This window comes from Bacillus litorisediminis (genome assembly GCF_022808645.1).
Taxonomy (GTDB): Bacteria; Bacillota; Bacilli; order Bacillales; family JC228; genus Bacillus_BF; species Bacillus_BF litorisediminis.
In genome coordinates, this window is the sequence record NZ_JAKZKT010000049.1 from 1 (window position 1) to 24956 (window position 24956).

General features: G+C 36.8%; 26 protein-coding genes and 1 pseudogene. 3 read left to right on the plus strand and 24 right to left on the minus strand.

Features of this window, described 5'->3' with window-relative positions; genetic code table 11:
* The first annotated feature begins 357 nt into the window (after positions 1 to 357).
* Complete coding sequence (locus MLE14_RS18625; protein WP_243299959.1) at positions 358 to 1602, plus strand: MFS transporter; 1245 nt, start codon at positions 358 to 360, stop codon at positions 1600 to 1602.
* A gap of 392 nt (positions 1603 to 1994) precedes the next feature.
* Here MLE14_RS18625 and MLE14_RS18630 read toward each other — a convergent pair whose 3' ends face one another.
* From MLE14_RS18630 to MLE14_RS18725, 19 genes and pseudogenes are all read right to left on the minus strand, one after another.
* On the minus strand, positions 1995 to 2423 hold the full coding sequence (locus MLE14_RS18630; RefSeq protein ID WP_243299960.1) for an SRPBCC family protein: 429 nt from the start codon (positions 2421 to 2423) through the stop codon (positions 1995 to 1997).
* Between the two features lie 67 nt (positions 2424 to 2490).
* Positions 2491 to 2853: a nuclear transport factor 2 family protein gene (locus MLE14_RS22790; protein WP_390629205.1), complete on the minus strand. Its 363-nt coding sequence runs from the start codon at positions 2851 to 2853 to the stop codon at positions 2491 to 2493.
* Positions 2854 to 2865: 12 nt separating this feature from the next.
* Positions 2866 to 3450 (minus strand): annotated as a pseudogene (locus MLE14_RS18645) (RNA polymerase subunit sigma-70); the annotation flags it as partial.
* A 410-nt stretch (positions 3451 to 3860) separates the two neighbouring features.
* Complete coding sequence (locus MLE14_RS18650; RefSeq protein ID WP_243299962.1) at positions 3861 to 4613, minus strand: class I SAM-dependent methyltransferase; 753 nt, start codon at positions 4611 to 4613, stop codon at positions 3861 to 3863.
* Between the two features lie 92 nt (positions 4614 to 4705).
* Positions 4706 to 5098: a hypothetical protein gene (locus MLE14_RS18655; protein ID WP_243299963.1), complete on the minus strand. Its 393-nt coding sequence runs from the start codon at positions 5096 to 5098 to the stop codon at positions 4706 to 4708.
* A gap of 423 nt (positions 5099 to 5521) precedes the next feature.
* Entirely contained in the window at positions 5522 to 5935 is a 414-nt protein-coding gene (locus MLE14_RS18660) for a hypothetical protein (RefSeq protein WP_243299964.1), read from the minus strand.
* A 207-nt stretch (positions 5936 to 6142) separates the two neighbouring features.
* Positions 6143 to 6667: a hypothetical protein gene (locus tag MLE14_RS18665; RefSeq protein WP_243299965.1), complete on the minus strand. Its 525-nt coding sequence runs from the start codon at positions 6665 to 6667 to the stop codon at positions 6143 to 6145.
* 197 nt (positions 6668 to 6864) lie between these two features.
* Positions 6865 to 7326 carry a GNAT family N-acetyltransferase gene (locus MLE14_RS18670; protein WP_243299966.1) on the minus strand — a complete coding sequence of 154 codons (462 nt, stop codon included), beginning with the start codon at positions 7324 to 7326 and terminating at the stop codon, positions 6865 to 6867.
* An 80-nt stretch (positions 7327 to 7406) separates the two neighbouring features.
* Positions 7407 to 8222, minus strand: coding sequence for a lipid II flippase Amj family protein (locus tag MLE14_RS18675; protein WP_243299967.1), 816 nt, complete (start codon positions 8220 to 8222; stop codon positions 7407 to 7409).
* Between the two features lie 149 nt (positions 8223 to 8371).
* On the minus strand, positions 8372 to 8899 hold the full coding sequence (locus MLE14_RS18680; RefSeq protein ID WP_243299968.1) for a hypothetical protein: 528 nt from the start codon (positions 8897 to 8899) through the stop codon (positions 8372 to 8374).
* 354 nt (positions 8900 to 9253) lie between these two features.
* Positions 9254 to 9742 (minus strand): SRPBCC family protein, encoded by a 489-nt coding sequence (locus MLE14_RS18685; protein ID WP_243299969.1) that lies wholly within the window; start codon positions 9740 to 9742, stop codon positions 9254 to 9256.
* An 822-nt stretch (positions 9743 to 10564) separates the two neighbouring features.
* A complete protein-coding gene (locus tag MLE14_RS18690; RefSeq protein WP_243299970.1) occupies positions 10565 to 11146 on the minus strand; it encodes a hypothetical protein in 582 nt (193 codons plus the stop codon).
* A gap of 30 nt (positions 11147 to 11176) precedes the next feature.
* Positions 11177 to 11461 carry a hypothetical protein gene (locus tag MLE14_RS18695; RefSeq protein ID WP_243299971.1) on the minus strand — a complete coding sequence of 95 codons (285 nt, stop codon included), beginning with the start codon at positions 11459 to 11461 and terminating at the stop codon, positions 11177 to 11179.
* Positions 11462 to 11737: 276 nt separating this feature from the next.
* The gene (locus MLE14_RS18700) at positions 11738 to 12346 is read right to left on the minus strand and encodes a LysE family translocator (protein WP_243299972.1); all 609 of its coding nucleotides are present in this window, start codon (positions 12344 to 12346) and stop codon (positions 11738 to 11740) included.
* Between the two features lie 510 nt (positions 12347 to 12856).
* Positions 12857 to 13063 carry a DUF2187 family protein gene (locus MLE14_RS18705; protein WP_243299973.1) on the minus strand — a complete coding sequence of 69 codons (207 nt, stop codon included), beginning with the start codon at positions 13061 to 13063 and terminating at the stop codon, positions 12857 to 12859.
* Entirely contained in the window at positions 13060 to 13368 is a 309-nt protein-coding gene (locus MLE14_RS18710) for a hypothetical protein (RefSeq protein ID WP_243299974.1), read from the minus strand. The genes MLE14_RS18705 and MLE14_RS18710 overlap by 4 nt, the downstream gene beginning before the upstream one ends.
* 396 nt (positions 13369 to 13764) lie before the next feature.
* Positions 13765 to 16383, minus strand: coding sequence for a phosphoenolpyruvate synthase (gene ppsA / locus MLE14_RS18715; RefSeq protein WP_243299975.1), 2619 nt, complete (start codon positions 16381 to 16383; stop codon positions 13765 to 13767).
* 588 nt (positions 16384 to 16971) lie between these two features.
* On the minus strand, positions 16972 to 18207 hold the full coding sequence (locus tag MLE14_RS18720; RefSeq protein ID WP_243299976.1) for an MFS transporter: 1236 nt from the start codon (positions 18205 to 18207) through the stop codon (positions 16972 to 16974).
* A gap of 28 nt (positions 18208 to 18235) precedes the next feature.
* On the minus strand, positions 18236 to 19261 hold the full coding sequence (locus tag MLE14_RS18725) for an ROK family transcriptional regulator (RefSeq protein WP_243299977.1): 1026 nt from the start codon (positions 19259 to 19261) through the stop codon (positions 18236 to 18238).
* Between the two features lie 572 nt (positions 19262 to 19833).
* On the opposite strand from MLE14_RS18725, the gene MLE14_RS18730 reads away from it, so the two are divergent.
* Both MLE14_RS18730 and MLE14_RS18735 read left to right on the plus strand, forming a co-directional pair.
* Positions 19834 to 20379 (plus strand): TetR/AcrR family transcriptional regulator, encoded by a 546-nt coding sequence (locus MLE14_RS18730; RefSeq protein ID WP_243299978.1) that lies wholly within the window; start codon positions 19834 to 19836, stop codon positions 20377 to 20379.
* A 506-nt stretch (positions 20380 to 20885) separates the two neighbouring features.
* Positions 20886 to 21926: an NAD(P)-dependent alcohol dehydrogenase gene (locus MLE14_RS18735; RefSeq protein WP_243299979.1), complete on the plus strand. Its 1041-nt coding sequence runs from the start codon at positions 20886 to 20888 to the stop codon at positions 21924 to 21926.
* A gap of 240 nt (positions 21927 to 22166) precedes the next feature.
* Here MLE14_RS18735 and MLE14_RS22540 read toward each other — a convergent pair whose 3' ends face one another.
* The 5 genes from MLE14_RS22540 to MLE14_RS18755 form a co-directional block, all read right to left on the minus strand.
* Positions 22167 to 22475, minus strand: a complete 309-nt coding sequence (locus MLE14_RS22540) for a DJ-1/PfpI family protein (RefSeq protein ID WP_279326884.1) — start codon at positions 22473 to 22475, stop codon at positions 22167 to 22169.
* Positions 22462 to 22707, minus strand: a complete 246-nt coding sequence (locus tag MLE14_RS22545) for a DJ-1/PfpI family protein (RefSeq protein ID WP_313897647.1) — start codon at positions 22705 to 22707, stop codon at positions 22462 to 22464. Before MLE14_RS22545 ends, MLE14_RS22540 begins: the two co-directional genes overlap by 14 nt.
* A 106-nt stretch (positions 22708 to 22813) precedes the next feature.
* Entirely contained in the window at positions 22814 to 23275 is a 462-nt protein-coding gene (locus MLE14_RS18745) for an HTH domain-containing protein (protein WP_243299980.1), read from the minus strand.
* Positions 23276 to 23766: 491 nt separating this feature from the next.
* The gene (locus MLE14_RS18750) at positions 23767 to 23910 is read right to left on the minus strand and encodes a hypothetical protein (protein WP_243299981.1); all 144 of its coding nucleotides are present in this window, start codon (positions 23908 to 23910) and stop codon (positions 23767 to 23769) included.
* Positions 23911 to 24317: 407 nt separating this feature from the next.
* Positions 24318 to 24794, minus strand: a complete 477-nt coding sequence (locus MLE14_RS18755) for a GNAT family N-acetyltransferase (protein ID WP_243299982.1) — start codon at positions 24792 to 24794, stop codon at positions 24318 to 24320.
* Positions 24795 to 24956: the final 162 nt, after the last annotated feature.

The following is a 24956-nucleotide window of genomic DNA, read 5'->3' on the forward strand; positions in this document are numbered from 1 at the left end:
CTGTCTACGCTTAAAGACTAAAGTTACCTTTAGCCCTCCAAGACTCGCTACGAGTGAATGGCTAGTTCTTACTCGACGGGAATCCCACCCGTTATATGATACGACCTAGGCTCGGCCGCACACCTGCTTCGTTAGTACAATAAATTCAACAAATTACTGCCTTTTTGTCTAAATATCCATCTTTAACCATAAATATATTCAGAGAAATAAATATATTCAGATAAATAGAAATTATATATAATTGGAGTGCATGCAACATTAGAAGAAAATGACTTGATGACTTTTGTTTCAAATTGCATTGTTTAACTCTTCTTATGATTTGATTAATTTTTTGCCAACAAAAGGGTGGTAGGTAGAATGAAGGATTTATTTAATAATAGAAAATTTATCTTATTATGGTTAGCCCAAGCAGCATCTGGATTAGGCAGTACGTTTTCCACTTTTGCTCTATCGTGGCTTGTTTATAAAATGACAGGCTCTAAAGTGGCAATGGGAAGTGTTTGGGTAGCCTTTATGCTTCCAAATATTGTTATTCAAATGTTTGCGGGGCCTTATTTAGATCGATGGGAACGAAAAAAAGTCATGATTTTTTCTGAATGGTTTAGAGCTTCTGCTTTTCTAGTTCCAATTATTTTATACCCAATGGGTCAATTAGAAACTTGGCATTTATATCTCGTTTCGGTAGCAACTGGTATCGCTCAACCACTCTTCGCACCTTCAAGTATGGCCTATGTCGCTGATATTCTGCCTAAAGATAAATTAATGAAAGGCAATTCCATTCTCGAAGGAACAGGACAGATAATGATGCTATTAGGGCCATCTCTAGGAGGCCTGTTAATAACCGCCTTTGGAGTTGAGTATGTTTTGTTGTTTCTATTAATTTCTTTGGGGGTATCTGGTCTTTTACTTATGTTGAACCCAAGCTCTAAGAATAGCACAATCGTGAAAAGGGAAAGTTGGTTTGTTCAATTTAGAGAGGGTTTGCAATTTTACCGTGTTTATCCAGTCTTGTTTTGGGTCGGTATAATGATGATGTTCATTAACACTAGTTACGGCGCTGCACAACCCATGTTTTTACCTTATGTTTTGGATGATTTAGGAGGAACTGCTTTTCAATACGGTTTATTTACTTCTTTTTTTTCTTTTGGTATGTTGGCAGGCTCATTACTAACTGGTATTCAAGAGCAGCCTAAAAACAGAAAACGAGTGATGTTAGGGTCACTATTTATAAATGGATTACTCTTTTTGGGGTTAGCTTGGACTCCATTTTACTGGGTAGCTCTAATTCTTTCTTTCGGTCAAGGTCTATTTGCCATTATTTTTAACATCAATAACACAACTCTATACCAACAAAGAGTACCTGATCATTTGCGCGGCAGGGTTTTCTCAGTAAGAATTTTATTAGCACAGGCAGGAGTTCCCATCGGTGCAGCTTTAGGGAGTTTTATTGCTGAAGCCTTTTCCATTTCTATCTTATTGTTAGTATTAGGTTGTCTCATCTGCCTTACAACCATCATTTGCTTTATAAATCCTATGTTCAATAACCTTAACGATAATAATGTAGCAAAATGGGATGTTTCTGAAGCAGAAAAAAGCCTATAGAATGAAAATAGTAAACCTTCCTCTCAGTTAGTAGGGTTTATTATTCATAGATAGATATAGTTTTGTTCAACTATACTGCTCCGTTATCTCAATATCTTCAACAAAAATAGCGCGAATCCTTCTGAACTGCACCTCCAAATGTTAGATTTCGTGCCTAACATTTGGGGTGCAGTTCACTATTAGATTAGCGCACCCTTTAGTTGAAGAAAAAAGACCAAAAAGAATAAACTAAAGATAACACTTCTTAAACATGCTTTTAACACCATTCCTATGACAACTCCTGGAATAGCGCAAAATTTTAGTGCAACAATGTGGCTGTTCCATTATGATATGGTTCACGCACCACTCCATAGGAAATAAAAATTAAAGCGCCCTATTGGACGCCATGGTTTTTATTGAGATTCTTCCGTATATCTTTTGAAATTGTTCATAATCGCTTGCCAGCCCGCCTGCTGCATTTCAAGAGGGTGAGTGCTTTCAGCGTCAAAATTTTCAATGACTTTCGTTTCGTTCTCTTGACTAACGAAAGTGATATCGACCTTTCTCCCATCTCCCAATGTGTATGAAATTTGTTCATGCTGCTTTACTACGTCGTAAATTCCAAAAAAATCAAAACCCATGCTGCCATCTTTAGCTTCCATCCTTGTAAGAAACTTGCCGCCAACCCTCAAATCATTTTCCGCATACGGTGCGTGCCAGTCATCCGAAGCTTGGTTCCACTTCGTTATATGTTCTGGCTCGGTCCAATACCTCCATACTTTTTCTACCGGAGCTTGAATGACTGTCTGTACGGTTACTTTCGTTGGTTTACTTGTTCCCATTTATTGGGCACCTCACTTAATCGTAATTTTGTTTTTCACTTATATAGACGAAATCAGATTACGATATTCATCGGTGTAATTGCTCAGGAAGCCCAAATCGAGAAAATAATTTCGTATTAATGAAATTTTGGACGTGATATACTTTCTTGTCTTTTATTTCAATTACATGAATACCCCAGGGTACCAAATAAGATTCTTCGCTGCTTGGCACGTACTGCGCAAAAGCAGGATACCCGCCGTTCACTGTAACAGGCAAAAACCGGGACCCCTCACAATGCCAGCGTGTAAGTGAAAAAAACTTGAATAAATCGTCCTTTCCGAGTACCCACATTGTGAAAGGGGGCATTGACATACGTCCTTCCTCATGAAACAACGCTACGAGCGCATCGATGTCAAATTGTTCAAAGGCTTCCACATACCGTGAAAGCAGCTCACGATCAGGCTAGACTTCCATCAATTTGAATTCGTCAGAACGAAGTTTTTCTCGTTCAATAGTTTCTCTGGCTCTCTGCAAAGCACTGTTAACCGCTGCCGGTGACATTCCTAAGGTTTCCGCGATCTGTTTGGAGGACCATTCGAATACGTCCTTCAATATAAGAACCGCACGTTGTCGGGAAGGTAAAGTTTGCAAGAGTTTAATAAAACAAAGCTGAAGGGTATCTTTGCGAATGAGAATATCTTCCGGATTTTCTGAAAAGTCAGGGGCAGGCCAAATCCAAGATGAGTCAGGCAACGTTTCGCGAGGCTCGATGATGGATACCGCTGGGTCGGATAGGTCAACCGGACGAGTGCGGCGTTTGGCTTGCCTAAGTTTGTCCAGGCATAGGTTTGATGCAATACGATAGACCCAAGTTTTATATGAGGATTCCTGCCTGAATGAGTTCCAACTTTTCCAAACACGAATAAAGGTTTCCTGAACGGCATCGTCTGCGTCATCGATGGATCCTAGCATTCTATAGCAGAACGATGTTAACTCCGGCTTTAAGTTCTCAAATAACTGAAGCTCTAATGCTGTTTCGTTCATCTTGGCCTCCTTTTGAAGGGTGGAATACCCCGTTCACATACACCACTGAACTAGTCTTCCAATCTTAAAAGTTCATATTGTCTAAATAAGCTTGAAAAGACATGGTATCCCTCGCTGCAATTCTGCGCCTAAGATAAAGCGCATTTGTTCAACATTTTATATCTTATAAATAATCTGCATTGTTTGTTAAGTATAGTATTCAATAAAAAAAGCATTAATCCTTCCTGAATCCGCACTAAGTTAATTCTATGACTAAAAACTAACCTTGCCCTTTACTTCAATAAAAAAGTTGCAATCTCCTTTCTTAAAGAAAAGCACCCTTTAGTACAATAAGAAGAAAGCCGACACTTTATTAAAGTGTCTCTCGCTTTCTGTACAACAAATGATTTAATTATGATCAACTTACACCCGTGCTAAGCTGTCGGGCGGCGAGCAATAAAAACGTATTCCTGCCCTGGGCGGTCAGGGGCTTCTCTAACATCTTCCACAGACAGTCCTACATCCATAAGAGATTCTGTAATTTCTTTAAGACTCCTAAACCGCAACGTTGAGTCTGATGTGATTATGGAACCATCGCTCTCGAAAACATAAGTCCATCGAAAAGACACCAGGGAGTCTTGAACATCAGTAACATCTACCCAACCTTCGACAACGCCACAGTTCGGAATATCAATCCGCTTGTAGGTATTCTCCCTGTTCCATTTTAGCCACGCTTGTGACTTTGGTTTCCGTGTTTCAAACACTAAACGTCCGCCTGGGCGTAATACATCTCGAATTGCAAGCAGTATCTCTTTCCACTCTTCATCATTTAGAAAGACCTGAGCAACGTTAGCAGTCATCGTTACAAGGTCAACCTTCAATGGTGGAAGGTCCTGTGCACTTCCTTGAATCCATCTAACTCGGTCAGACCATTTTTTAGTTTTAGCCACATTTAGTGAGGCTTCAGCTGGATCTAGCCCAATAACCTCGATGCCTCTGGATGCAAGTCGACAAGCAAAAGTTCCCGTTCCACAACCAATATCGAGTACAGTGTTTGCACCAAACTCGGTAACCATAGACTCATAAGCGTCTAAATCAGAACGGTCCGGGTCAAATGGGTCATAGATCTCAGCCAATCTTGGGTTCTCAAAAATTTCATCAGCCATCAAACTTCCCCCCCTAACCAATTAAATATGCTCCTACACTTATACTAAAGTTATTTCCCATAAAGAACCATAACCCTTCTTTCACTAACCTGAGCCTTTAGCTCAATTTATGACTAACCTTCTACTAATCCTAAGTAACGGATTTGCTGCCCATCTACCACTGCAATTAAAACAAGCCCTTGTTTTTCTAATGGTTCATAAATTATAGTTCCCACTGGAAGCTTTGTAGCGGTACCACTTGTAAATCCTTTTCCATCTTGGGATTGTTTTGTGATCTGTGTTACTTCTTTCCCTATTTCCAATTCCAAGTCTTGTACCCACTCAACCTCTTCAGCGTTTTTATATATAATTCGTTCATACTCAAAAATATCAGCATTCTTATTTTTAGATAAAATCTCCTCTGCGGTAGGGTTCCCTTGATTTTCTATAAAGAAAATTTCTTCTTCATTGCAAGCTCCCAAAATTAATAAAAAAAATAAGATTACAGGTAACCAATACTTATCCACTAATCTCCCCCTTTGATTTCTTATTCAACAAACTTGCTTAGTTAGCACGATAACTTCAACAATAAAAGCGTTAATTCTTATGAAATGAAATGCACCCATTACTTTAAGAAGAAACTAAACCGAATAACCTTAATAATGCATACATAATAAATCCAACACCAATTAAAATAATGATAAGTCTTATTATCCAGGGCAATTTAGGAGGAGGGAAAAAAAGCAATAATACCACTTACTAAGAATAAAATTCCTATTATAATATGATTGAAATTCCCATGAGTTCAGTTCCATATAAAAACTTATACTTAATTTACGATTATCAATCAAAAAAGTTTTGTTATTCCACTATCCTGCTCCTTTTGTTGAAGAAAAAGAGCGAGGTTTTCTCATTAGTATGATACTATGGTCAACAAATGCCCAGAGAAATTAATATTTTTTAATTAAGCTATCTAATAAAACATAGCCGAAAATAATTCCTGCAATTGTTGGAAACATTAGTCTTGTACCATTAATTAATCCTGTAATGTAAGGAATATTTAAAGGTAGACCTAAATTAAAAAGAAGCGGATATAAAGCTATATATAAAAAAGGAATACCAATAACTAAAAGCCTTATCCAATCAACATTCCAATGCTTTTTTTGTTTTATATCCATTACCAATTTAGGCAGACCGAGAACCATCCCCACAAGAATTGGGAATAAACTAGCAAAAAACAAAGATGGAAGTATCCTAAAAGTATCTCTAGCATATTCCATTAATCTATAATAAATTAAAGCACCTAAATACAAAAAGGTAATAAAAGCAAGCAACCATAAAAAGTATTTAGTTAGCCTATTCAATTGGAATCCCTTCTTTCTACATCATATAGGGGATGTTAAATATTACCATTTACTAGAATATATTCGTCATGAAAATTATGATTCCTTCTTAAACTATCCTCCCCGTTACTTCAATAAGAAAACAACATTACTTATCAAAGAAATGTATCTGGTAGTAAAAAATTTTAAATCGCAGAATATTACCTAAGATCCCGTTTAAGTCCAAGTTTAGGGGTTTTTTCCATATATTTTGTTCCCTTCGCCATCAAAAGCATTAATAGTGACTGGCATATTAATTTGATCTCTATTTATGGTTTGATACCATAACCAAAGCTCATCATTTATTTTAATTTTATTTGGTTGAATACTATTTTCACTTGTTATGACTATAGACTTTACAACGTCAGAAGCGAACCCCCATATCATTGAATACCCATCTTGAAAACCCCCAATTGTACTCCATAAAAGAGGTTCATCAGAATCAAACATCCATTTTAGACTAAGACTGCCACTGATTGTTTTAATTTCTGTTAGATCGTCATTTGTTTGAGCAAACATTAACTTAGATTCATTTTTATAGAAAACAATATTAGAATTTGAATCAACTAAATAAATATCTGAGCATTCGCTGTCTACTTTCTCAATTTGATTACATAGTCTTTCTGAATAAGAATTAGAAGAAGAAAAAAACACGAAATACACGGTACACATAATACCTAATGTAAAAATAGTTATAAAAAATTTCACCTTCATCCCCACCCCTCCTTGTGCCATTTTGCCAAAGCTTTGTGCTAACCTGCCCATTTCGTTTTAAATCTGACAGTGCAATTTTAACATAATATACCAAATTTATGTTTTGAATATTCTAAAAAGGACAAAAAAAGAAAAAGGTTTCCAAGATTGATGACCTTTTTGTACTGATACTTATTCAACTAAACAACTCCGTTACTTCAAGAAGGGAAATACTCCATTGGCTCCGTACAATGAACGTAACCATTTTTCTTATAATAATTAATAGCTTCATCACTAGGCCAAACAATAACAAATTCATAATGGTTTTCTTTAATCCACTTGTTTATTGAACTTAGTACTTTACTTCCAATACCCTTATTTCTATATTCTGGAATTGTATATACATTTGTCATATAAGCAAATGGGTATGTTATTCTACCAGGGCGTGGTACTTTTTGTATTGATTCTAAATATATATGTGATACAATTTTTTCATTTTCCTCCGCAACCCAAATAAACCATTGACCACTATTAAGTGCATTCTCTAAAAATATTTGACATTCTTTTTCAAAATCACCATATGATTCATTTTTTTTACTTTTATCAAATTCAATAGTATTATCCCATCTCATTTTTATTAATTGCTTAATGTCTTTTGCTTCCGCAAGTCGGATGTTCAACTAATTTCACCTCTTAATTAAATTATTACTTCTACAACTAAACCCCGTAGTGAAAAAATCTGTCAATGCGAAACAGTGATTCAGACAATAAATTTAGTAAACCACGCCACATAATGAGCACCTGGTATAAACAATATCTGAGCAAAAAGTGTACCTAATAATCTTGATGTAACCAGCATAAGTGAAACGCCTTTAAGAGCAATGTAACTCCCACGTTTATTGACCACATCGTCTGCGAGTACAGAGATTTTGGGATCAATAAAAACAACAAGTAGTATCGTGGCTACTCCATTTATAAGTCCTGAAGCCATAATAGCAGTTGACGATTTTTCGGGAGCAATTAGAGCAGCGTATAAGGCTGACAATACACCGATGGTATAAATAGCTGTTATTACCATATTGATGATAAATAGTTTTATAGGAACGTCTTTAAGACTAACATCCTTCAAATAACTAATCCTTGGCAGTTGAGCATGTTTTATTCCCCGTTTTAAAAATTCAAAGGAAAGCCCCTTTTTTATCAAATTTGGTACTGACCCTCTGGTTTCAGATAAATGGATAATGGCTCTGGAAAACAAGGCAATAAATGTTGGAAGGAGAACAATCCCTAATAGGGTCCCTACTGAGGATGAGCCAATCAAAAATCTATACTGACTCTCGACAAAAGAAAGTGTGTTTTCTTGAGGTGCTGTATCTATGAGACTACCAGTGAAAGGTTGTTGCAGCATATTCGCAAGTCTTGAAACGATCACCATTAGATTAAACAATGAAAGAGCAGATGCAATCATTTTAACTCTTGCCCCTGAAAGCCTTACTGCGTATGCTAGTGTTTCAATACAGTGGATAATAAAAATAAATAGAGCTATGAATACTAGCTTCTCAGTTATAAATTCCACGATTATACCTTCTTTTTCACTTTTACCCTTATTTTACCATATTATGAATGTTGCTTATTAAACTATTCTGCCCCTTTAGTTCACCAACTAACTTCCAAATAAAATGTGTTAATCCCTTTATTCTTCTTGAATCTACACACCCGTTTGTTTCACAATCCCGCTGACTCAATAGTTTCAAATACACTTGAATAAACACTTTTTATGTTGGTATCATTTTCAGTATCATTGTATAGACCGAATCCCCAAATTTTAAATGTATCTTCACCTTTACTGATAATACCTGTTATATACATTTGGTCATCAATATCTGGTACTTCATTATAGGTTAAATCATCATTTATAAAAGGTACATATGCTTTTTTTGATTCTATGAAAAATATAGGGAGTTTTAATTCTTTATACACTTTTGCATATTTATTTTCTGCAGCTTGTTCCAAATTTTCCTTCATTATGAAAATAGCATCAAAGTTATCAGAAATGATATTATTCGCAGACTCTAATTCGTCTAAAGATACACTTTGAAAATGAACATTTTTCTCCCTTACATCTGGTTTTTCACCGATTACACCAATGGTTAAATCCTCTCCCTTATAAACTGGAGCTTCATATTCATCTTCTGCATTACAACCCATTAAAAAGAACAGTAAGATAAGAATTCCTATAAATAACTTTTTCAATCCCAAAACCCCTTTGTCCAAATATCCGTCTACTTCTTCAACTAACCTCCGTTAGTAAAACGTATTTCCTATTCTGAAGGGAAGCAGGTTCAGATAATAAAAGTACAAGTACCAATATTACTAAAGCTAAACAATAAATTTGAATTAAAGATCAGTCATAGTAGCCTCTACTAAAGACAATCACTGCTTCAACTAATTCATTAGGTGATTCTTCCATAAAATAATTCGGTGCATATAATCCAATACCAAGTTTTAATGATGTTACTCCAACAAACTTTCTGTTGTTAGTTTTGTATTGCAATAATTTATAAGTATCATCGAATTTGCCCTTTGGTCTGCTGAAATAGTAAATTTCTAGACTGTTTTTTCGGTATAAATAGCTAGATTCTCGAGGGTAGAACTCAAACCCGCATCATGTTCTTCCTTTTGTATTCCTTCGGGTACATTCTCACAAACGATGGTAACCATGGTACCATCCGGAATGGCTTCTAAAGACCATGTCATGATCATCTCCCCCGCAAAAACGGGATCGTCAGACTCAAATTCTACTAACCACACTATCCTCTCATTTGGGACAAACTCCAAGAATCTCCCTTTGACGAAATCAGTATCTTCTGTGGTCTTGCCTTGCGTTGAATGAGTAGTGTCAATATATGTGAGGGACAATTGAAAGGCACCTCCGGCTCGAGCGTCAAATTCATAGATATGACCTTTCATCCCCTTGGGTGGAAGCCAGGAAACCAGAGCCTTCGGGTCCACGAATGCCTTATAGATTGTTTGTGGTGCTGCTTTGATGACTCTTGAAGCAAAGTCAGTTCTCTTCCTATTCGATTCATTTGTCATGATTCGTTCCTCCTTACTATTAAAGTTGGTATTCCAAAAGAATTCCGCGTATTACTTTACAATCAAAAAACAACTTCTATTTAAACTAATCCGCCTCGTTAGTGGAATAACAAAAGCCGCCTGTGACAGCAACTGGATCTTTAAAAAGTAACGTAACCGTTCGTAATATAAGGTTATCCAGAATTTCCGGTTGACCTATTTTTATATGGTCTATTATTACGGTAGTCGGGGCAGAACGTCGCACCCGTGGGAATCAATCCCGTTAGCAAAACTGTTCACCTCATACTTGTATAAACATGTTTCAGGCTGGTTGAGACAAAAAGATCCCGTTTAATAAGCGAGCCTAATCGTGATTCCTCCCTTAACCCAAAAATAATAAATTCAAGTAGTCTTTTTCGCCCCTTTGGTTCAGGATCATTCTAACATAATATTCCAGTTTTATGACAATGAAATAGAAGAAAAGAAAATGGCCGGCATCAATGCCGACCTCTTATAAATCATTTTAATGGAAATTCTGCAATCACATTCGTACCGTCTAACACTAATCACTTTCCTTCCAGAGCAACTTCCTACAGTTCTTTGCATTCGTTGATCGCTTATACCGATAAGTTGCGTGAAATTCCCCTGTTTCATCGGGGCAATAAATCCGGTTCGTCAACGTAATTCATATAAAAAGAGCTAACAGTAAATCGTTGCACTTATTTCCTCATTTACGTTATTATCCCGGATCCCTTGAAATTAATTCATTTTAGGCTGTTTTCGAAAAGGCTGTTGCTTTCTTGACCGTTTTACACCCACAAACTTTGCGAAAGCAGCCTACGGTCATATTCTGTTTTCCTCAAATAGAGAGCTTTCGACATCGGGGATCATCTTCATAATGCGGACTTTCAAATGTTTTCGGCGAAAAGGGTATCCTTTGAATTCCGGAAAAGCCAGCATCGAATATTTGGGAATCATAGTTACTGGAAGTGCTTCTTCCCAATCTTTTTTCCTTTGCTTCCATTCTTCGCACGAAACGACTTCTTGCAGCTCCGCATGTTTCCAATAGCCGTAATACGAAATTTCCTCATGTGAGGTTAAAAAATCGTCAAACTCACTCTGCGCGAAGTTAAAGAGTGCAACAACCTTCCCTCTTTCCAGAACGTAAAAGTTTCCTCTAAAATCGAAGTCTGCAATCGGAATGCGAAACCCCCGTTCCACGACATCTTCCTCATATTGTTCTTTGAGAAAGTCGTAAATGGCCTCTACGGTGCCATTTGTACGTTTGGCCAATTCCACAATGTTTTTGACAAACAGTTCTCTTCGGAATTTTTCCAGTTTAATCGAAAAATCTCTCCAAAACTTCTGCAATCCTTGAATCCCGTCAACGTGAATCATGTAGCCATTGTATATTTTGGTTCCCATTAGACAATTTCCTCCTTCAGTGGAATGAGTCTAGCGCGAATCGTTGGTTTGTTTACATGATACGAGGTCCCTGAATTCCAAAAGAAAAGTGGTTACGGTTAGGATTTGTCTGTTGCCAGTAATACCGACAAAAATCGTGAGATGCCAGGAGTCTACAAAATACCGATATGGATAGGCGGTTTCCGTTATTTTCTTTGTCGTAATGATCCAGCTTCCATTTACCTCTTCTTTGCTTTCGATTTCCAAGGTGCAGTTGAATTCAAAACAAAAATGCTCCAATTCTTCATGTAATATTTGCTGGAATTGTTGGTTCATGGATTTCCCCCTTCACTTTCGCGATTCAGAAGATATCCTCCTTAAAAGGATCTCTTCATCAATTTCTAACCGTTCGCTTTCTCTTTTTTATCACCCCTTTCTTGCGAACGTCCCGATTGAAGCAGGGTAAAAATTCTATTACCACATGATGGCGGATTCAAAACCTTTGTCCAATTTCTAAATTATGGAATAAAAAAACACGAGATAAATTATCCCGTGTATGGTTACTCCAATAAAGAGTAGAGCTTTGCGTGAAATTTTCTATAGATAAACTCTTTATTCTTGAGTCTCTAGAGCTAATCGAAGACCTAAACCAACATATACAAAACCTACGACTTTTTCAATCCAAACATTCTGTGTTTTAGAAAAGATTTTTTCACCAATAAGACTCGTTAAATAGGCTAGTAAAATTGTATAAATAATACTCATTATAATAAACGTTAAACCCAGTATTAACAGTTGAATTGTTACCGGATAACCGTCATTTTGAACAAATTGTGGTAAGAACGCTAAGAAAAACAATGCCGTCTTCGGATTCAATACCTCCGTTAAAAAACCTTGACGAAAAGATAAATTCGTAGGTCTTACTTTATCACTAAAATTCCCTTTGTTCTTCGTTTTCTTAATGAGCATCTGAACACCTAAATACACTAAATAGGCAGCACCAATATATTTAACTAACTCAAATGCAAGAGCCGAACTCATTAAAATAGCAGATAATCCCAACACTGCTGCAAGTGTATGTACAAGATCACCCAGTCCAATTCCAAGTGCTGTTAGAATACCATTCTTTTTCCCACCCTGAAGTGTTTGAGAAATAGTAATAATCACTGCTGGACCAGGAATTAAAAATAACAAGAAGACAACTACAATAAAAGAGAACAAATGCCATCACTCCATTCTGATTTAATAAGGGTGACATATTTTTACTGCAAAAAGGTGATTAGTACAAAGGTGAGATTACCAATACATCCTTAAACCTATCCAAACTGCCCCGTTTACACAATTATTCAATAAAAAATTGCGTTAATCCTTCCTGATTCAACGCAATCTGTTGTTAGTCTTGTAGTTCAATAATTTATAAGTATCATCGAGTTTAGTTCATTTGTCGGCAAAATATTAAATTTCCAGACTGTTTATTGGACGTAAATAGCTCAATTTTCCGGGCAGAACTCAAACCAGCATCATGTTCTTCCTTTTGTACCTTCGAGTACATTCTCACAAACGATGGTAACCATGGTGCCATCCGCCGCGTTAGTGGAATGACAAAAGCCGCCTGTGAAGGCAGCTGGATCTTAAAGTAACGCACTCGTTTGTTTAAGTACATATTTTCACAAACTATTATTCCCTCAGTTAGCCGAAAAACAAAAATGAAATCGTTGTTAAAGATAAGAATTAAGAGTTCTCGGAGGAAGATAAAACTGCATATTTAGCATGATTAACGACTGTTTTGGTTGTATCATAATGTAAACTTTGGCTCGATTCCACTGAAATTTCAACAATCACACTATTTTCCCTTACGACTTCAACAACACCTTCAATTGTTATTTCTTTTCTTTGAAAAGAAATCAAGTCACCTATTTTAGCTTTGTTCCTAGTCATTGTTCATCCAAAGTTAAAATTTTGTGCAGCAAGAATTTATTTGAATCTAAAACTCCTATAATAATCTGATTATCTTCTGTTAAGGTTATATATCTAAAATATTCGTTATTATCAATGGTAAATTGGTTTTCTAGTTTGCTCTCTAACTTGCCGAAGACATCTTCAGTGTACTGTAGAGGGAGTATATCATCTAGTTTTTCCTCTGGGTACTTGAGCCATCTAATAACATAGTCTCTTAGTGACCTTTGTTCAATCATAGATAACCTTTTCTTGAAATTTAATTGTGATACAGTTACTGTTTTCATTGTTTTCACTCCTCAAAAATACAGTCTATACTGAGAAGGTAATGACAACAACACTAATACCATGACATTCTATTTACATTTCGTTTACTTGGTAACTTTGTAAAGCGTTAGACATACATAAAGTCAAACAATCAATATATCGTGAATAACTGTATTAAAAGCTTTAAATAAAAATTAACCCTTTCATTTAAAAGTGTACTAGGTGATATAAAAAGCCGATTTCCATATTTGGAAAATCGGCCATTTTGATGTATCGATTGACGTTAGATCAGTAATTATCAATTGGAATACCGATAAAGTTGTCTTCAACTTTTTGTCCTAATGGAAAGATTGCAAGACACAGATCTGTTAATCACTGGAGCGGTGCGACTGATTAAACCTGGATGTATATACTCATTATAATATTTGGATATACCCTTCTGTTCCATGCACCCGAATTCGTTGCCCATCTTTTATGAGTTTGGTCGCATTTTCCACTCCAACAACTGCTGGCAAACCATATTCACGTGCGATAACTGCTCCATGAGTCATCAGTCCGCCAACTTCGGTGACTAGGCCTTTTATGGATACAAACAATGGTGTCCAGCTGGGGTCAGTAAAGGAGGTGACTAAAATATCTCCATCTTCTAGATCAGCATCTTCCATGTTTAAGATGACACGTGCTCTTCCCTCTATAACTCCGGAAGAAACAGGCAGACCTAGAATGGCTCCGGCTGGGAGATTTTCTCGTTTGTACTCACCTGTAATGATTTCGCCGTCAGACGTGATAACACGTGGGGGAGTTAATTTTTCATATAATTTGTACTCGTCTTTTCGTTTGCTGATAATCTGGTAATCCAGTTTATTTGTACGGACGACTTCGTGAAGTTCTTCAAAAGTGAGATAGTAAATATCTTCTTTTTCATGAATAACGCCCGTTTGTACGAGTTGTTCGGCTTCTTTCAGCAAAGCTTGCTTATAAACAAAGTAGCGACTAACCATGGCGTATTTTGGATATTCCCTAAACCCGCTGAAATTCCGGATTAGGTCGATCATTCGTTTTGTTTCTTTCGCTTTTTGTTCACCATCCGGTAATTGCTTTAATCGTTCTAATAACTCTTGTTCTTTTTTCAAGGCAACACGCCGCCCTTGCTCAAATTTCCGATGGCTGGCATTAGGCTCACAGTTCTTGATGTTACTAAGAATCAGGGGGACAAGTGCAATTGGTTTTTCGCTCCAACGAGTTCTGGTCATATCGATTTCTCCAGTACATCGCATTCCGTATTTGTTGAGATAAGCATAGATCGCGTCTCGGGTTTTTTGTCCACCTTCAAACTTAGCCAGTTCATCCAAAAAGTTATCATCTTTTACATGCTGTAAATAATCAATGACTTCTGGATAAGGACGAATAACATCGGCGACTTCCAATAGCGCCAGACCCATTTCCGAAGTAATATTGTTTGGTACAGATTGAGAAAGCGTATCGGCAACGTTTTTTTCACCTAACCACTTGTTCATGTTTTCATTGATCCATGATGAAGCATTCATAGCAGCCATTATCACAGCTGAACTTTGCGGGTCAAATAAAATCTTCTTTAATTGCTGCAGATCTTCCAGTATAAATTCAAACAAATCCGATCCTGATTTCGTTTGGATGGTATGCTTTAACTCTTCTATCGATGTTTGACTGCGCTTAATCAAATCAGAAACGATTGTCGGATCGTTTTCGAATGGTGCTTGAAGACCCGCAGACGACATACCTTTGTTGCTTTTACCAGGACTCTGTTCTTTATTATCATTTGGTAACGATTTTATAAAATCTCCTCGCTCTATTATGGTTATAAGTGCGTCTTTTATGAGCGGATCGGATTGTCCCAGGGTATCTAATATCCTTTTTCTGCCGACAGGTGAAGCCAGATTATTCGTAACATCAACAAACAACCTTCCGCCAGCTGTACGCATGGGTGCCGGAGTCGTTAACAGGTAAAAAGACAATCCCAACGGTTTTAGGGGTGCGGTCATCATTTGTTGATGACCGACAGATACATAGACGTGAATTTCTTGGGTTTTACCAGCTTCATGAATGGGGAATAAAGTCGTGATCGGCCGACTCTGGACAATATAAAAAGTATCATCAACCAAACACCATTCGATATCTTGTGGGCAACCAAAATATGCTTCGATCTGCCTACCAATCCGTTCAAGCTCTAACACTTGCTCATCTGAAAGGGTCGATACATTCTGCTGACTCTGCTCAATCTTCTTTTTCTCCGTTCCGCCTTCTTTTCGTGTATATATAGCCAACTTTTTAGTGGAAATCCTCTTCTCCACAATCCTACCTTCCCGCACTTTATAAATGTCCGCAGACACTAAGCCAGAGACAAGTGCCTCACCTAGTCCGAAGCTTGCATCGATCGACAGTACCTTACGATTTGAGGTAACGGGATCAGCTGTAAATAGAATTCCGGAAGCTTTTGGAAAAACCATCCTTTGAATAACAACTGACAGATGAACCTTTCGATGATCGAATCCATTTTGCATACGGTAGATTACCGCGCGATCCGTAAATAGGGAAGCCCAACATTTGCTGATATGCTGCAAGATTGCTTCTATGCCGATAATATTTAAATAGGTGTCTTGTTGGCCGGCAAAAGAGGCATGAGGCAAATCTTCAGCCGTCGCACTTGAACGTACTGCATAAGCATGTTCTTCACCAAGCTGGGAGAGATAATGAGTAACAGCTTTCACAACATCGGAAGGAATTTCTGCTTCCATAAGGATTTGTCGAATCTTCCTGCTGATCTCACTAATTTGATCTCGATCTTCTGCTTTTAGCATGGTTAGTTGATCCAATAAAGCATGGTACGTTTCGTTTTGTTCGATGGCTTTTTGATATCCCATTGTTGTAACACAAAATCCTTCTGGTACTTGTATTCCTTGAATTTTTGATAATTCCCCTAAATTCAGCCCTTTTCCGCCAACGAGCCAAAGCTTTGTTTTTTCTATTTCCTGAAAACCGAGAGCCAAAGAACTCATTCTACACCTCTCCTATCCATTAGCGTTCTATTGATATTACCAGCAGTAAACGGGAATAAATAGTCTATATTTTCCATTTTTTATATGCTATAATTAAAATAGGAAGGGTACAAAAAAATAGCCTGACCTTACCATACTGTAAACTGATGCCCCGGTTCATCCCCTCGAAAGCCGCTCATCTACCTTTTAACCCACAATATGATTAAAATTAACTTTTTTCCATTTAATCCGTTTAATTCCAAAAACACCTTATATTAATATGAAAATTCAAGCTCTTATGAAACTAACCCCCCGTTAGTTAAAGAACATCCTATGTAGAACTTCACCGTTCCTTTATTAAATATTCTAATGAACACAGTTCCAATATGCTCTCATCGGATGAGAGTTTTAATTGTCTTTAGGTTGGCAAAAAAAAAGCGATGCTTTTTCTTCAGCAATCGCTCCTGATCGTTTAAATACAATTGTTCACTGTCACCTAAGATCCATAAATCATCGAAATCTTATCTTCACCGAATAACTCTTCCACAAAGCTCGTACTGCTTGCCAGTAATAAAAGCAATAACAACGCCTTTTTTCTCATAATCTTTTTTACATCCTTGTATTGTTGCCTGTTGAATTCACAGTTATTATATCCTTCTTTTTCAGTAAGGTATTTAATTTTTCTGAACTGAAAAGCATTACTGCAATAAAAATAACAATACAAATTGGGAAGATTCCTATTGTTGAACGAGATGCAATCCAACCAAGAAGAGGCGGTACAAAGGTACTACCTGTATAGGCAACAGCCATTTGATAACCCATAATCGTCTGGGAATGTTTCTTCCCAAAACGTGTAGGTGTTTCATGCAACATACATGGAAATATCGGCGCTAATCCTAACCCAATCATAATAAAACCTACAAGTGAAAAAATCGAAGGCAATGGCAGGAAAAGAAGTGCTGCACCAACTAATGCTATTATTTGCCCCATCCGAATCAGAATAAGATTACTAATCTTAAAGGTAATAAAGCCTGTAATAAATCTGCCAATTGTGATTCCTCCGTAATAAAAGGAAACCCATTGGGCTGCGAGTGCTACAGGTAACTCCTTAACATTTACCAAAAAGCTACTTCCCCAAAGACCCACTGTCGCTTCAACTCCACAATAAAATAAGAAGGAGACAAGAGCCAGTTTAACTCCTTTCATTTGTAAAGGTTTGATATCTTTGGCGTATTCATCAAAAGATGCATCATTTGTGTCTTCCAGATTTTCATTTAAGGCGAGATTGCTGTTTTTTGTTACCCTGTTCCATAAGGGCAAAGTAAGGAAAAGGATTATAACTAACACAAACTGAATTGCAGAGATAGCGAAATATCCGTTCCTCCAAGAATTTTGTTCCGAAATAAACTGAGCCATAATAATAGGACCAAAAGTAGCTCCGACTCCCCAAAAACAATGTAACCAACTCATATGATGTGCCTTATAATGTGTAGCCACATAATCGTTTAATCCTGCATCAACAGCTCCTGCTCCCAATCCAAGCGGTATCGCACATAAAATTAACCAAGCAACCGATGGAGCAAAATGAAATCCTAGCAATGCACCAGCTGTCATGAAGACGCTGACAAATGTAACCTTGCCAGTGCCAAACCTTTTAAGTATCTTTCCGCTAAATAAGCTTGAGATAATGGTACCGCCCGCAATTGTCATAAAGAGCAATCCGGCAGTCTCAAGCGGAGCATCAAAGTCTGATTGCATTACAGGCCACGCTACTCCCAGCAATGAATCAGGTAAACCTAAGCTAATAAAAGCCAAATAAATGATCACTAAAAGGAATGTTGCCATATTCAACCTTGCCTACTTTCCTATTATTTTACTTTAGCGGTTGATTCAACATAAGATCCAGCCCCAGACTCTGTAATCCATATAAATAATCTTGTTTCCAGTCACTTATAGTAAGGTCTGGAAGATGTTCTGACGGGATATATTTAGAGCTTGCTAAGGCGATTTTTTCTACTATTGCTTCTTCAACTTCATCATTGCAAAAAATGATGGTATGAGGGTTAATGATAGCTGTAAACGATGCTACTAATCTGCTGATTGCATCAATCTGATAATCTTGGGAGATCGGTACCTCTTTAGGTCCAGTTCCGTTTTCCAAAGCTTGCCGGAAGTTTCGGTCATTATACTGAGGCACGAATGAAACTTCTCCGGCGAAAAATGTACTTCCCCTCACAACATCTCCATTGATCATAAATCCAGCACCAGGACCATTTTGACCGGAATACAAATATACAAGAGATTGATTGTCCTGAATCCTTCTATTATGGTGAAATCCGAGAACCGCAGCATTCATATCGTTCTCAACGACGACAGGTATTGAAAAATAATCCTCATAGAATCCTTTTAGATCAAAATTTTGAAACTGCTCATAACCAGGTATATAAAAAATCCTTCCATTATCAACGGAGCCAGGAACGCCGATTGCAATTGAACTGATTTTTGGATATGCAGTTATTAATTTCTCAATGGAGGTAGTTAATAAATGTAAACCATCCTCAACTAATACACTTGGAACTTTTCCTTGTTCCTTTACTTCTCCTACACAATTAAAAATTGCATAATTCGTCTCTGTCCTCTCTAAAAAAATGGCAAGGCCAAGCATATACTCAGGATTGTACATATACCTTTTTGCTCTTCTTCCACCACTCGATTCATCTAAGCCAACTGAAATAACTTCTCCATCCTTCTCCATCTGTGTCAGGAACTTACTTATTGTTGGGAAACTAATTTCTAATTTATCGCTGAGCTCAACTTTTGTTGCACTTCCAAATTCTAAAAGAGATTTACGAATACCAGAAAGGATTACCTTCCTTAGGCGTTTTGGAGTAGCATTCACAAACATCACCACCTATAACCTAAACTTATTAAACAACTTTAATAAGTATCGAACAAAAAACTTATTAAAAGTCTTTAATAAGTGATTCTGATACTATATCATATAAAATTAATGAAAACAATTGCTTTCCTCTCATTTTCTATGATCACGATGGTTCCGGGTCTTTCTGTCAGGCAGAATGTATGATCATGTTTTTCTACGACCAAGGAACATTTAGATCACTCGCAATTACTTCTAACTCTTTTTTCCCTTGCTCATACGGGAAGTGCTCGTTGGCTATTGAATTTTGCTGTTGATTTGATGAACACCCAAGAAATAAAAGAAGGACCATCATATTTACGCCTAATATTTTTTCATTAGTAGTCACTTCTCCTATTGAATTTTCTATCTATTAATCTCATTTCAGATTTGACCTGCAAATAAAATCAACTTTGATTGATTAATGAACACTTGTTTATAATTATAAATAGAAACCTTTTGCTTACAATCGTTAAATAAATTCAATTCGTTTGTTAATCAACAAAGTAATCGATTTTGTTAATTATTTTTAGGAAAGTTTGGTGACTAAACAAATGTCGAAAGTAGATAGAAGAGTAACCAAAAGCAAAGAAGCCATTAAAAAGGCTCTAATCGAGCTGATGTCTGAAAAAGGTTTTGATAACATTACCATTCAGGATATTGCCGACAGGGCAAATGTTAACCGAGGCACCATTTATCTTCATTATCTAGATAAATTTGATCTATTAGATAAGATCATGGAAGAACATATCAATAACATGCGTAATTTTTGCGAGTCGGCAACGGAAATGGATTTTATAGAATCAACTGTACACTGTATGGAATACTTAGAGAGCAATTATTTATTCTTTTCAACGATGTTAGCGAGTGAAGGAGCCCGCTATTTTCGTGGTCGGTTCCTTCAGTTTAATATTGAAGAGTTCAAGAAAGATGTAGATATAACAAAAGGAAAAAATTATGGTCAAGATGAGGATGTCATTGTTCAATTTGTTGCAAATGCTTACGTAGGGGTAGTGGAGTGGTGGTTAAAGAATAGAATGCCTTATCCGCCAAGTGTTATGGCAGAAAAAGTAGGGGATTTGTTAGAGAGGATTTTATAGTTATCTGATATGGAAACCTCCTTTGAACAAGAGCATATTAAAAATTATTCTCCTGTTGTCATTTAGATTTTATGAAAGCAGCAATTGTTCAGAATCTGTTTATTTTACAGAAAAAGAAATAGAGCATGCAAAGCGAGCTGATGAAAACATCAGCTTTTTTTTGTCTAATGGCATTTGATTATTTTTTCTATAACTCTAGATTTTTTGATACCACCAATCTTTCTGTAAGATTATCAACAATTTTGATTCATTTGTTGAATAAACAACAAATCGTGTTCATTTAACCATTGAAAGCAACACGTTTCTATTTAAAATTATAAACAAGTGTTGATAAATCAACCTATCGTGGCCATTCGTTCTCCCTCGCTTATGCGGTTGCAAAAGCTGTATGACGTGCAGACTGAAGAAAAACAAAGGAAAAACACTTTAGTATGCTATATAGGCAGCATTTATACCCCGGCACAAACGTATTCTCTAAAAAAATAAAATTGTAGGAGGTTTTATTCATGATAACTGCAAAAGCACGAGCGGTCGACGGCCCAGACAAACCGTTTCGAGCCGCTGAAATTAAAAGGCGCGATCTTGATTCGCATGATGTTCTAATTGGAATTAAATATGCAGGTATATGCCATTCAGATATCCATTCTGCTCACGGCGAATGGGGTCCCGTAAATTATCCGCTCGTTCCCGGACACGAGATTGCAGGTGTTGTTACGGCTGTAGGACCCAATGTTACAAAATACAAGGTTGGTGACCGGGTAGGGGTCGGATGTATGGTTGACTCCTGTGGTGAATGTGAGAACTGCCGTAAAGGAGAAGAACAATACTGTCTCAAAGGAAATATCCCCACCTATGCTGGAGTTGACAAATACGGCGAGCCTACTCAAGGTGGCTATTCTACCCACATTGTTGTAACCGAGGACTTCGTAGTCAGAATACCTGATAGTATTGATCTTGACGTCGCAGCACCATTGCTTTGCGCCGGTATTACGACATATTCTCCATTAAACCATTGGGGAGTTGGTCCAGGTAAAAAGGTAGCAGTTGTCGGTATGGGAGGTCTTGGCCATATGGCTGTCCAAATTGCACATGCCATGGGTGCTGAGGTCACTGTTCTGTCACAAACATTGAAGAAAAAGGAAGATGGTTTAAAATTAGGCGCAGACCATTACTATGCTACAAATGACCCAGAAACATTCGAGAAACTTGCGGGAACCTTTGATTTAATTATTAATACGGTGAGTGCAAAGATTAATCTGGATGCATATTTAGGTCTGCTCTCTCTTGATGGAACATTGGTAAACGTCGGTGCTCCTGCAGAACCGCTGTCGGTAAGTGTGATCAATCTAATCGGTCATCGCCGCTCATTTGCCGGTTCCATGATTGGCGGCATCCGTGAGACTCAGGAGATGCTGGATTTCTGTGCAAAACATAACATTGTTCCTAAAATTGAAGTTATTTCAGCAGACCAAATTGACGAAGCCTATGAACGTGTATTAGCTTCTGATGTGAAGTATCGATTCGTAATTGACATCAGCACCATGTGAGTTGGATAATTGATAATTTCTAACTGTAATTTCGAGGGTGTCCTAAAAGTCTAAGCTTTTGGGACATCCTTTTGTTTATGTATTTCAAAGTGGAATTAAGACGCAGATAGAATCAGCATAAGGGGTATTTTTTTATTGGTAACCGCTTATTCAACAAAACTGCTTCTTTAGTTCAATTAGTTCAACTAAGGAGACGGTAGTCCTTCTTGGATCATCGCCCCTGTTTGTTACAGAAGAATTTTATTCTAAATACCAGCTTTCATCAAATTCAAGGCATAAAGCTTTTCCTAAATAAATTCCAAACCTAATAAATCCTCTTCCTCTTGCTGTAATTACGTTGCCATCCTGTACAATCAGTTCTTCAGAGTAATTATTTTTATCAAAAACATCTAATTTCTCAATACTTTCCATAGTTAATCCAACCGTGTATTTTTTCTCCGTTAAAACGCCCGCCTTCGCTAAAAGATATGGTGAGCTCGATATTGCCGCAATCACTAGTTCATTTGAAGCAAATTGCTTAATAAAATCAAATAGTTCATTGTTTATCATTAAGAGTCATAATATCCATACAACCTGGCAATACAAGGCTATCAAACTCATTTAGGTTAGCTTCATTTATTGTAGTGTCAGCTACACAAGTTAATCCAGACTCACCCTTAATCGTATTATTGTTCACTCCTATTGTAACGATTGGTTTATTACCTTGCATTAAGATAGATAATGCTACACTTAATTCATATTCACTAAATTGGGGATATAACAAAATGGCCGTTTTTTTCACAAAGTTCACACCTCCCACAAAGTAATAATGTTAGCTACAAGTATTCTTCTAAATAATGAAAATTCCTTTTTCAACAAACCTGCCCCGTTTGTTTAAATACATTAATTCACACGGATTTTTCAGGCTGCTTACATATATAATGTAAAAACAAACTCGAAACAGCCAATTTAAATCTTTTATCTATTGAAATTGAACCAGGCTCGTGTATAAAACGCTCCACATCTTCCGTATTAAGATTGGCATATAGTGCTATTGTTTCGAATGATATTCCAAATAGATGATTTAAAGTTTGAATAACTGCCATAACTCTTTCATTATCTTCGATTGATTGTGACTGCCTCGATAGCAACATAATTAGGTTAAAAATATCTATGCGAGCAGAAGCAGGATTGTTATACCATAAATCATCGTTCTTACCATTTGCAAAATCTAATATCAGATCCTTCTCTACCCCAGTAATCTTACTTAATGATTCGGGTGAAATCTTAAAATTATTGATAATGTCATTTAATGTTTCTCTAAGGTCTATACTCGTCACGTTCGTAACGCCATTTCCTTCTACGTTCATTGTATACCTCCCTTATTATTGCAATGCCAATTATGCTGATTATGCACATCGAGTTTTTTCTCCATGGGACTACTAAAATTAAGTTTTTTCGGTTTATTTATCCTCATCATCACTAAGCATTATTAAAGTAACCTGTACCGTTAGGACAATAAGAAAAATGCCGCCTAATCTGGCAGCAAACTCTGGAACTCTAACTACCTTTAGTTAAAATACATTCCCTATTTGCACATTTGAGATGAATCTACTTAATTTTATTGAAGTTTTACATGTTCACCATATTCGTCTTCACCAATAAATAATACGTAACGATTAATGGCCTCTAATTTTTGTTCGATTGTATATTTTGACATAAAAACTGCACCTCCAAATGTTAGATATCGTGTCTAACATTTCGGGTGCAGTTCAATTTGGATCAACGCACCCGTTCAACATAGCACTTCTAAACTTACTTTTCAGGCTTTGCTTTTCTTTCCAATTAACTGTTTAAATTTCTAGAAAAAAATCGAAATGATCGCCCATGCACCAATCCAACCGAACGCTAAAATCAATATTTTTACCCATCGCATAAAACCTTCTCTTTCATCTGGTTCTTGTTCGTGTACATGTTCATAAAAACTTTTATGCAGCCGCCTCATAAGATTCTCCTCTTTTCGGTAAAATATTTTGTCATTTAAAAATATATACGTTTTTAGACATTAAGGGTTTCGTTATTCTGTAAATTCTGAAAATATCTAATCCCCATTCATTTCCAGTCAATAGTCAATAATACTGTGGCCATTAAAAAACTAAAGTCTTCCGGGTTATCATTTGGTATCGCCTCTTATTTAGATGTACGTTACCCTTCTTAATCTGCTACATTAATTCAAAAAGAAAAAGAGCTGCGATCAGCTCGTTGCTCTTGAACTAAAGCACCTGTTAGTTGAACAAGGAACGAATTATTAATCTGACCTTTTAAAAATAATTTGTACAACAAAAAGACATCAATCCCTTCATGGATCAATGCCCCCAGTTAATGTAAAAAGAAAACTATGAGTCTTTTTTATCAGTATCGAAGACTGAAGATAAATTCTTCAATCTCCTCATTTCGTGCATTTGCAAATCCTTTATCTTCTCCGGTTAACTGAAATCCACATTTTTCAAGAACCCGCCTCGATCCGATATTATCTTTTGCAGCACGAGCATATAAAGGACGTATTGTTACTAAAGATAGAAATTGCTTATGTGCATCCGTTGCAATACCTTTTCCCCAATGTTCACGGTCTATCCAGTAAGTTACTTCACGCTCTTCAAACATTTCAAAGCTGGAGATATGACCCACCACCTTATTTTCTAATGTAATAGCCTGCTTGATAATGGTTTCATCGGTTAATATACGGTTCCAATGCTGACAAAATTGATCCCAGTTTGTTGGATCTTTTGACGTGAAAGCTGCCATCTGATTGGCAATGTCATCTTTCTGATGTTCAAAGAATACAGGTAGATCACCAGATTTGATATCTCTAAGTATTACTTTATTCATAGTAGCCTCCTTTGATATTTCTTTAAACTAATCTGCCCGTTAGTCATCCATGCAGCGCAAAAATCGGCGCTGCACCACAGAGAATGAAAATGAATTGAATCCGTCCATACTGATTCTATGGCTGGAAGAGGAAGGTCGATGAACTATGGTGCCTTAGAGCCC

Bases quoted from the DNA above. Each gene is read 5' to 3' on its own strand.
- MLE14_RS18625 (WP_243299959.1), top strand. From the start codon at position 358: ATGAAGGATTTATTTAATAATAGAAAATTTATCTTATTATGGTTAGCC.
- MLE14_RS18630 (WP_243299960.1), bottom strand. From the start codon at position 2,423: ATGGGAACAAGTAAACCAACGAAAGTAACCGTACAGACAGTCATTCAA.
- MLE14_RS18665 (WP_243299965.1), bottom strand. From the start codon at position 6,667: ATGAAGGTGAAATTTTTTATAACTATTTTTACATTAGGTATTATGTGT.
- MLE14_RS18685 (WP_243299969.1), bottom strand. From the start codon at position 9,742: ATGACAAATGAATCGAATAGGAAGAGAACTGACTTTGCTTCAAGAGTC.
- MLE14_RS18690 (WP_243299970.1), bottom strand. From the start codon at position 11,146: ATGGGAACCAAAATATACAATGGCTACATGATTCACGTTGACGGGATT.
- MLE14_RS18695 (WP_243299971.1), bottom strand. From the start codon at position 11,461: ATGAACCAACAATTCCAGCAAATATTACATGAAGAATTGGAGCATTTT.
- MLE14_RS18705 (WP_243299973.1), bottom strand. From the start codon at position 13,063: ATGACTAGGAACAAAGCTAAAATAGGTGACTTGATTTCTTTTCAAAGA.
- MLE14_RS18710 (WP_243299974.1), bottom strand. From the start codon at position 13,368: ATGAAAACAGTAACTGTATCACAATTAAATTTCAAGAAAAGGTTATCT.
- ppsA (WP_243299975.1), bottom strand. From the start codon at position 16,383: ATGAGTTCTTTGGCTCTCGGTTTTCAGGAAATAGAAAAAACAAAGCTT.
- MLE14_RS18720 (WP_243299976.1), bottom strand. From the start codon at position 18,207: ATGGCAACATTCCTTTTAGTGATCATTTATTTGGCTTTTATTAGCTTA.
- MLE14_RS18730 (WP_243299978.1), top strand. From the start codon at position 19,834: ATGTCGAAAGTAGATAGAAGAGTAACCAAAAGCAAAGAAGCCATTAAA.
- MLE14_RS18735 (WP_243299979.1), top strand. From the start codon at position 20,886: ATGATAACTGCAAAAGCACGAGCGGTCGACGGCCCAGACAAACCGTTT.
- MLE14_RS22540 (WP_279326884.1), bottom strand. From the start codon at position 22,475: ATGATAAACAATGAACTATTTGATTTTATTAAGCAATTTGCTTCAAAT.
- MLE14_RS18745 (WP_243299980.1), bottom strand. From the start codon at position 23,275: ATGAACGTAGAAGGAAATGGCGTTACGAACGTGACGAGTATAGACCTT.
- MLE14_RS18750 (WP_243299981.1), bottom strand. From the start codon at position 23,910: ATGAGGCGGCTGCATAAAAGTTTTTATGAACATGTACACGAACAAGAA.
- MLE14_RS18755 (WP_243299982.1), bottom strand. From the start codon at position 24,794: ATGAATAAAGTAATACTTAGAGATATCAAATCTGGTGATCTACCTGTA.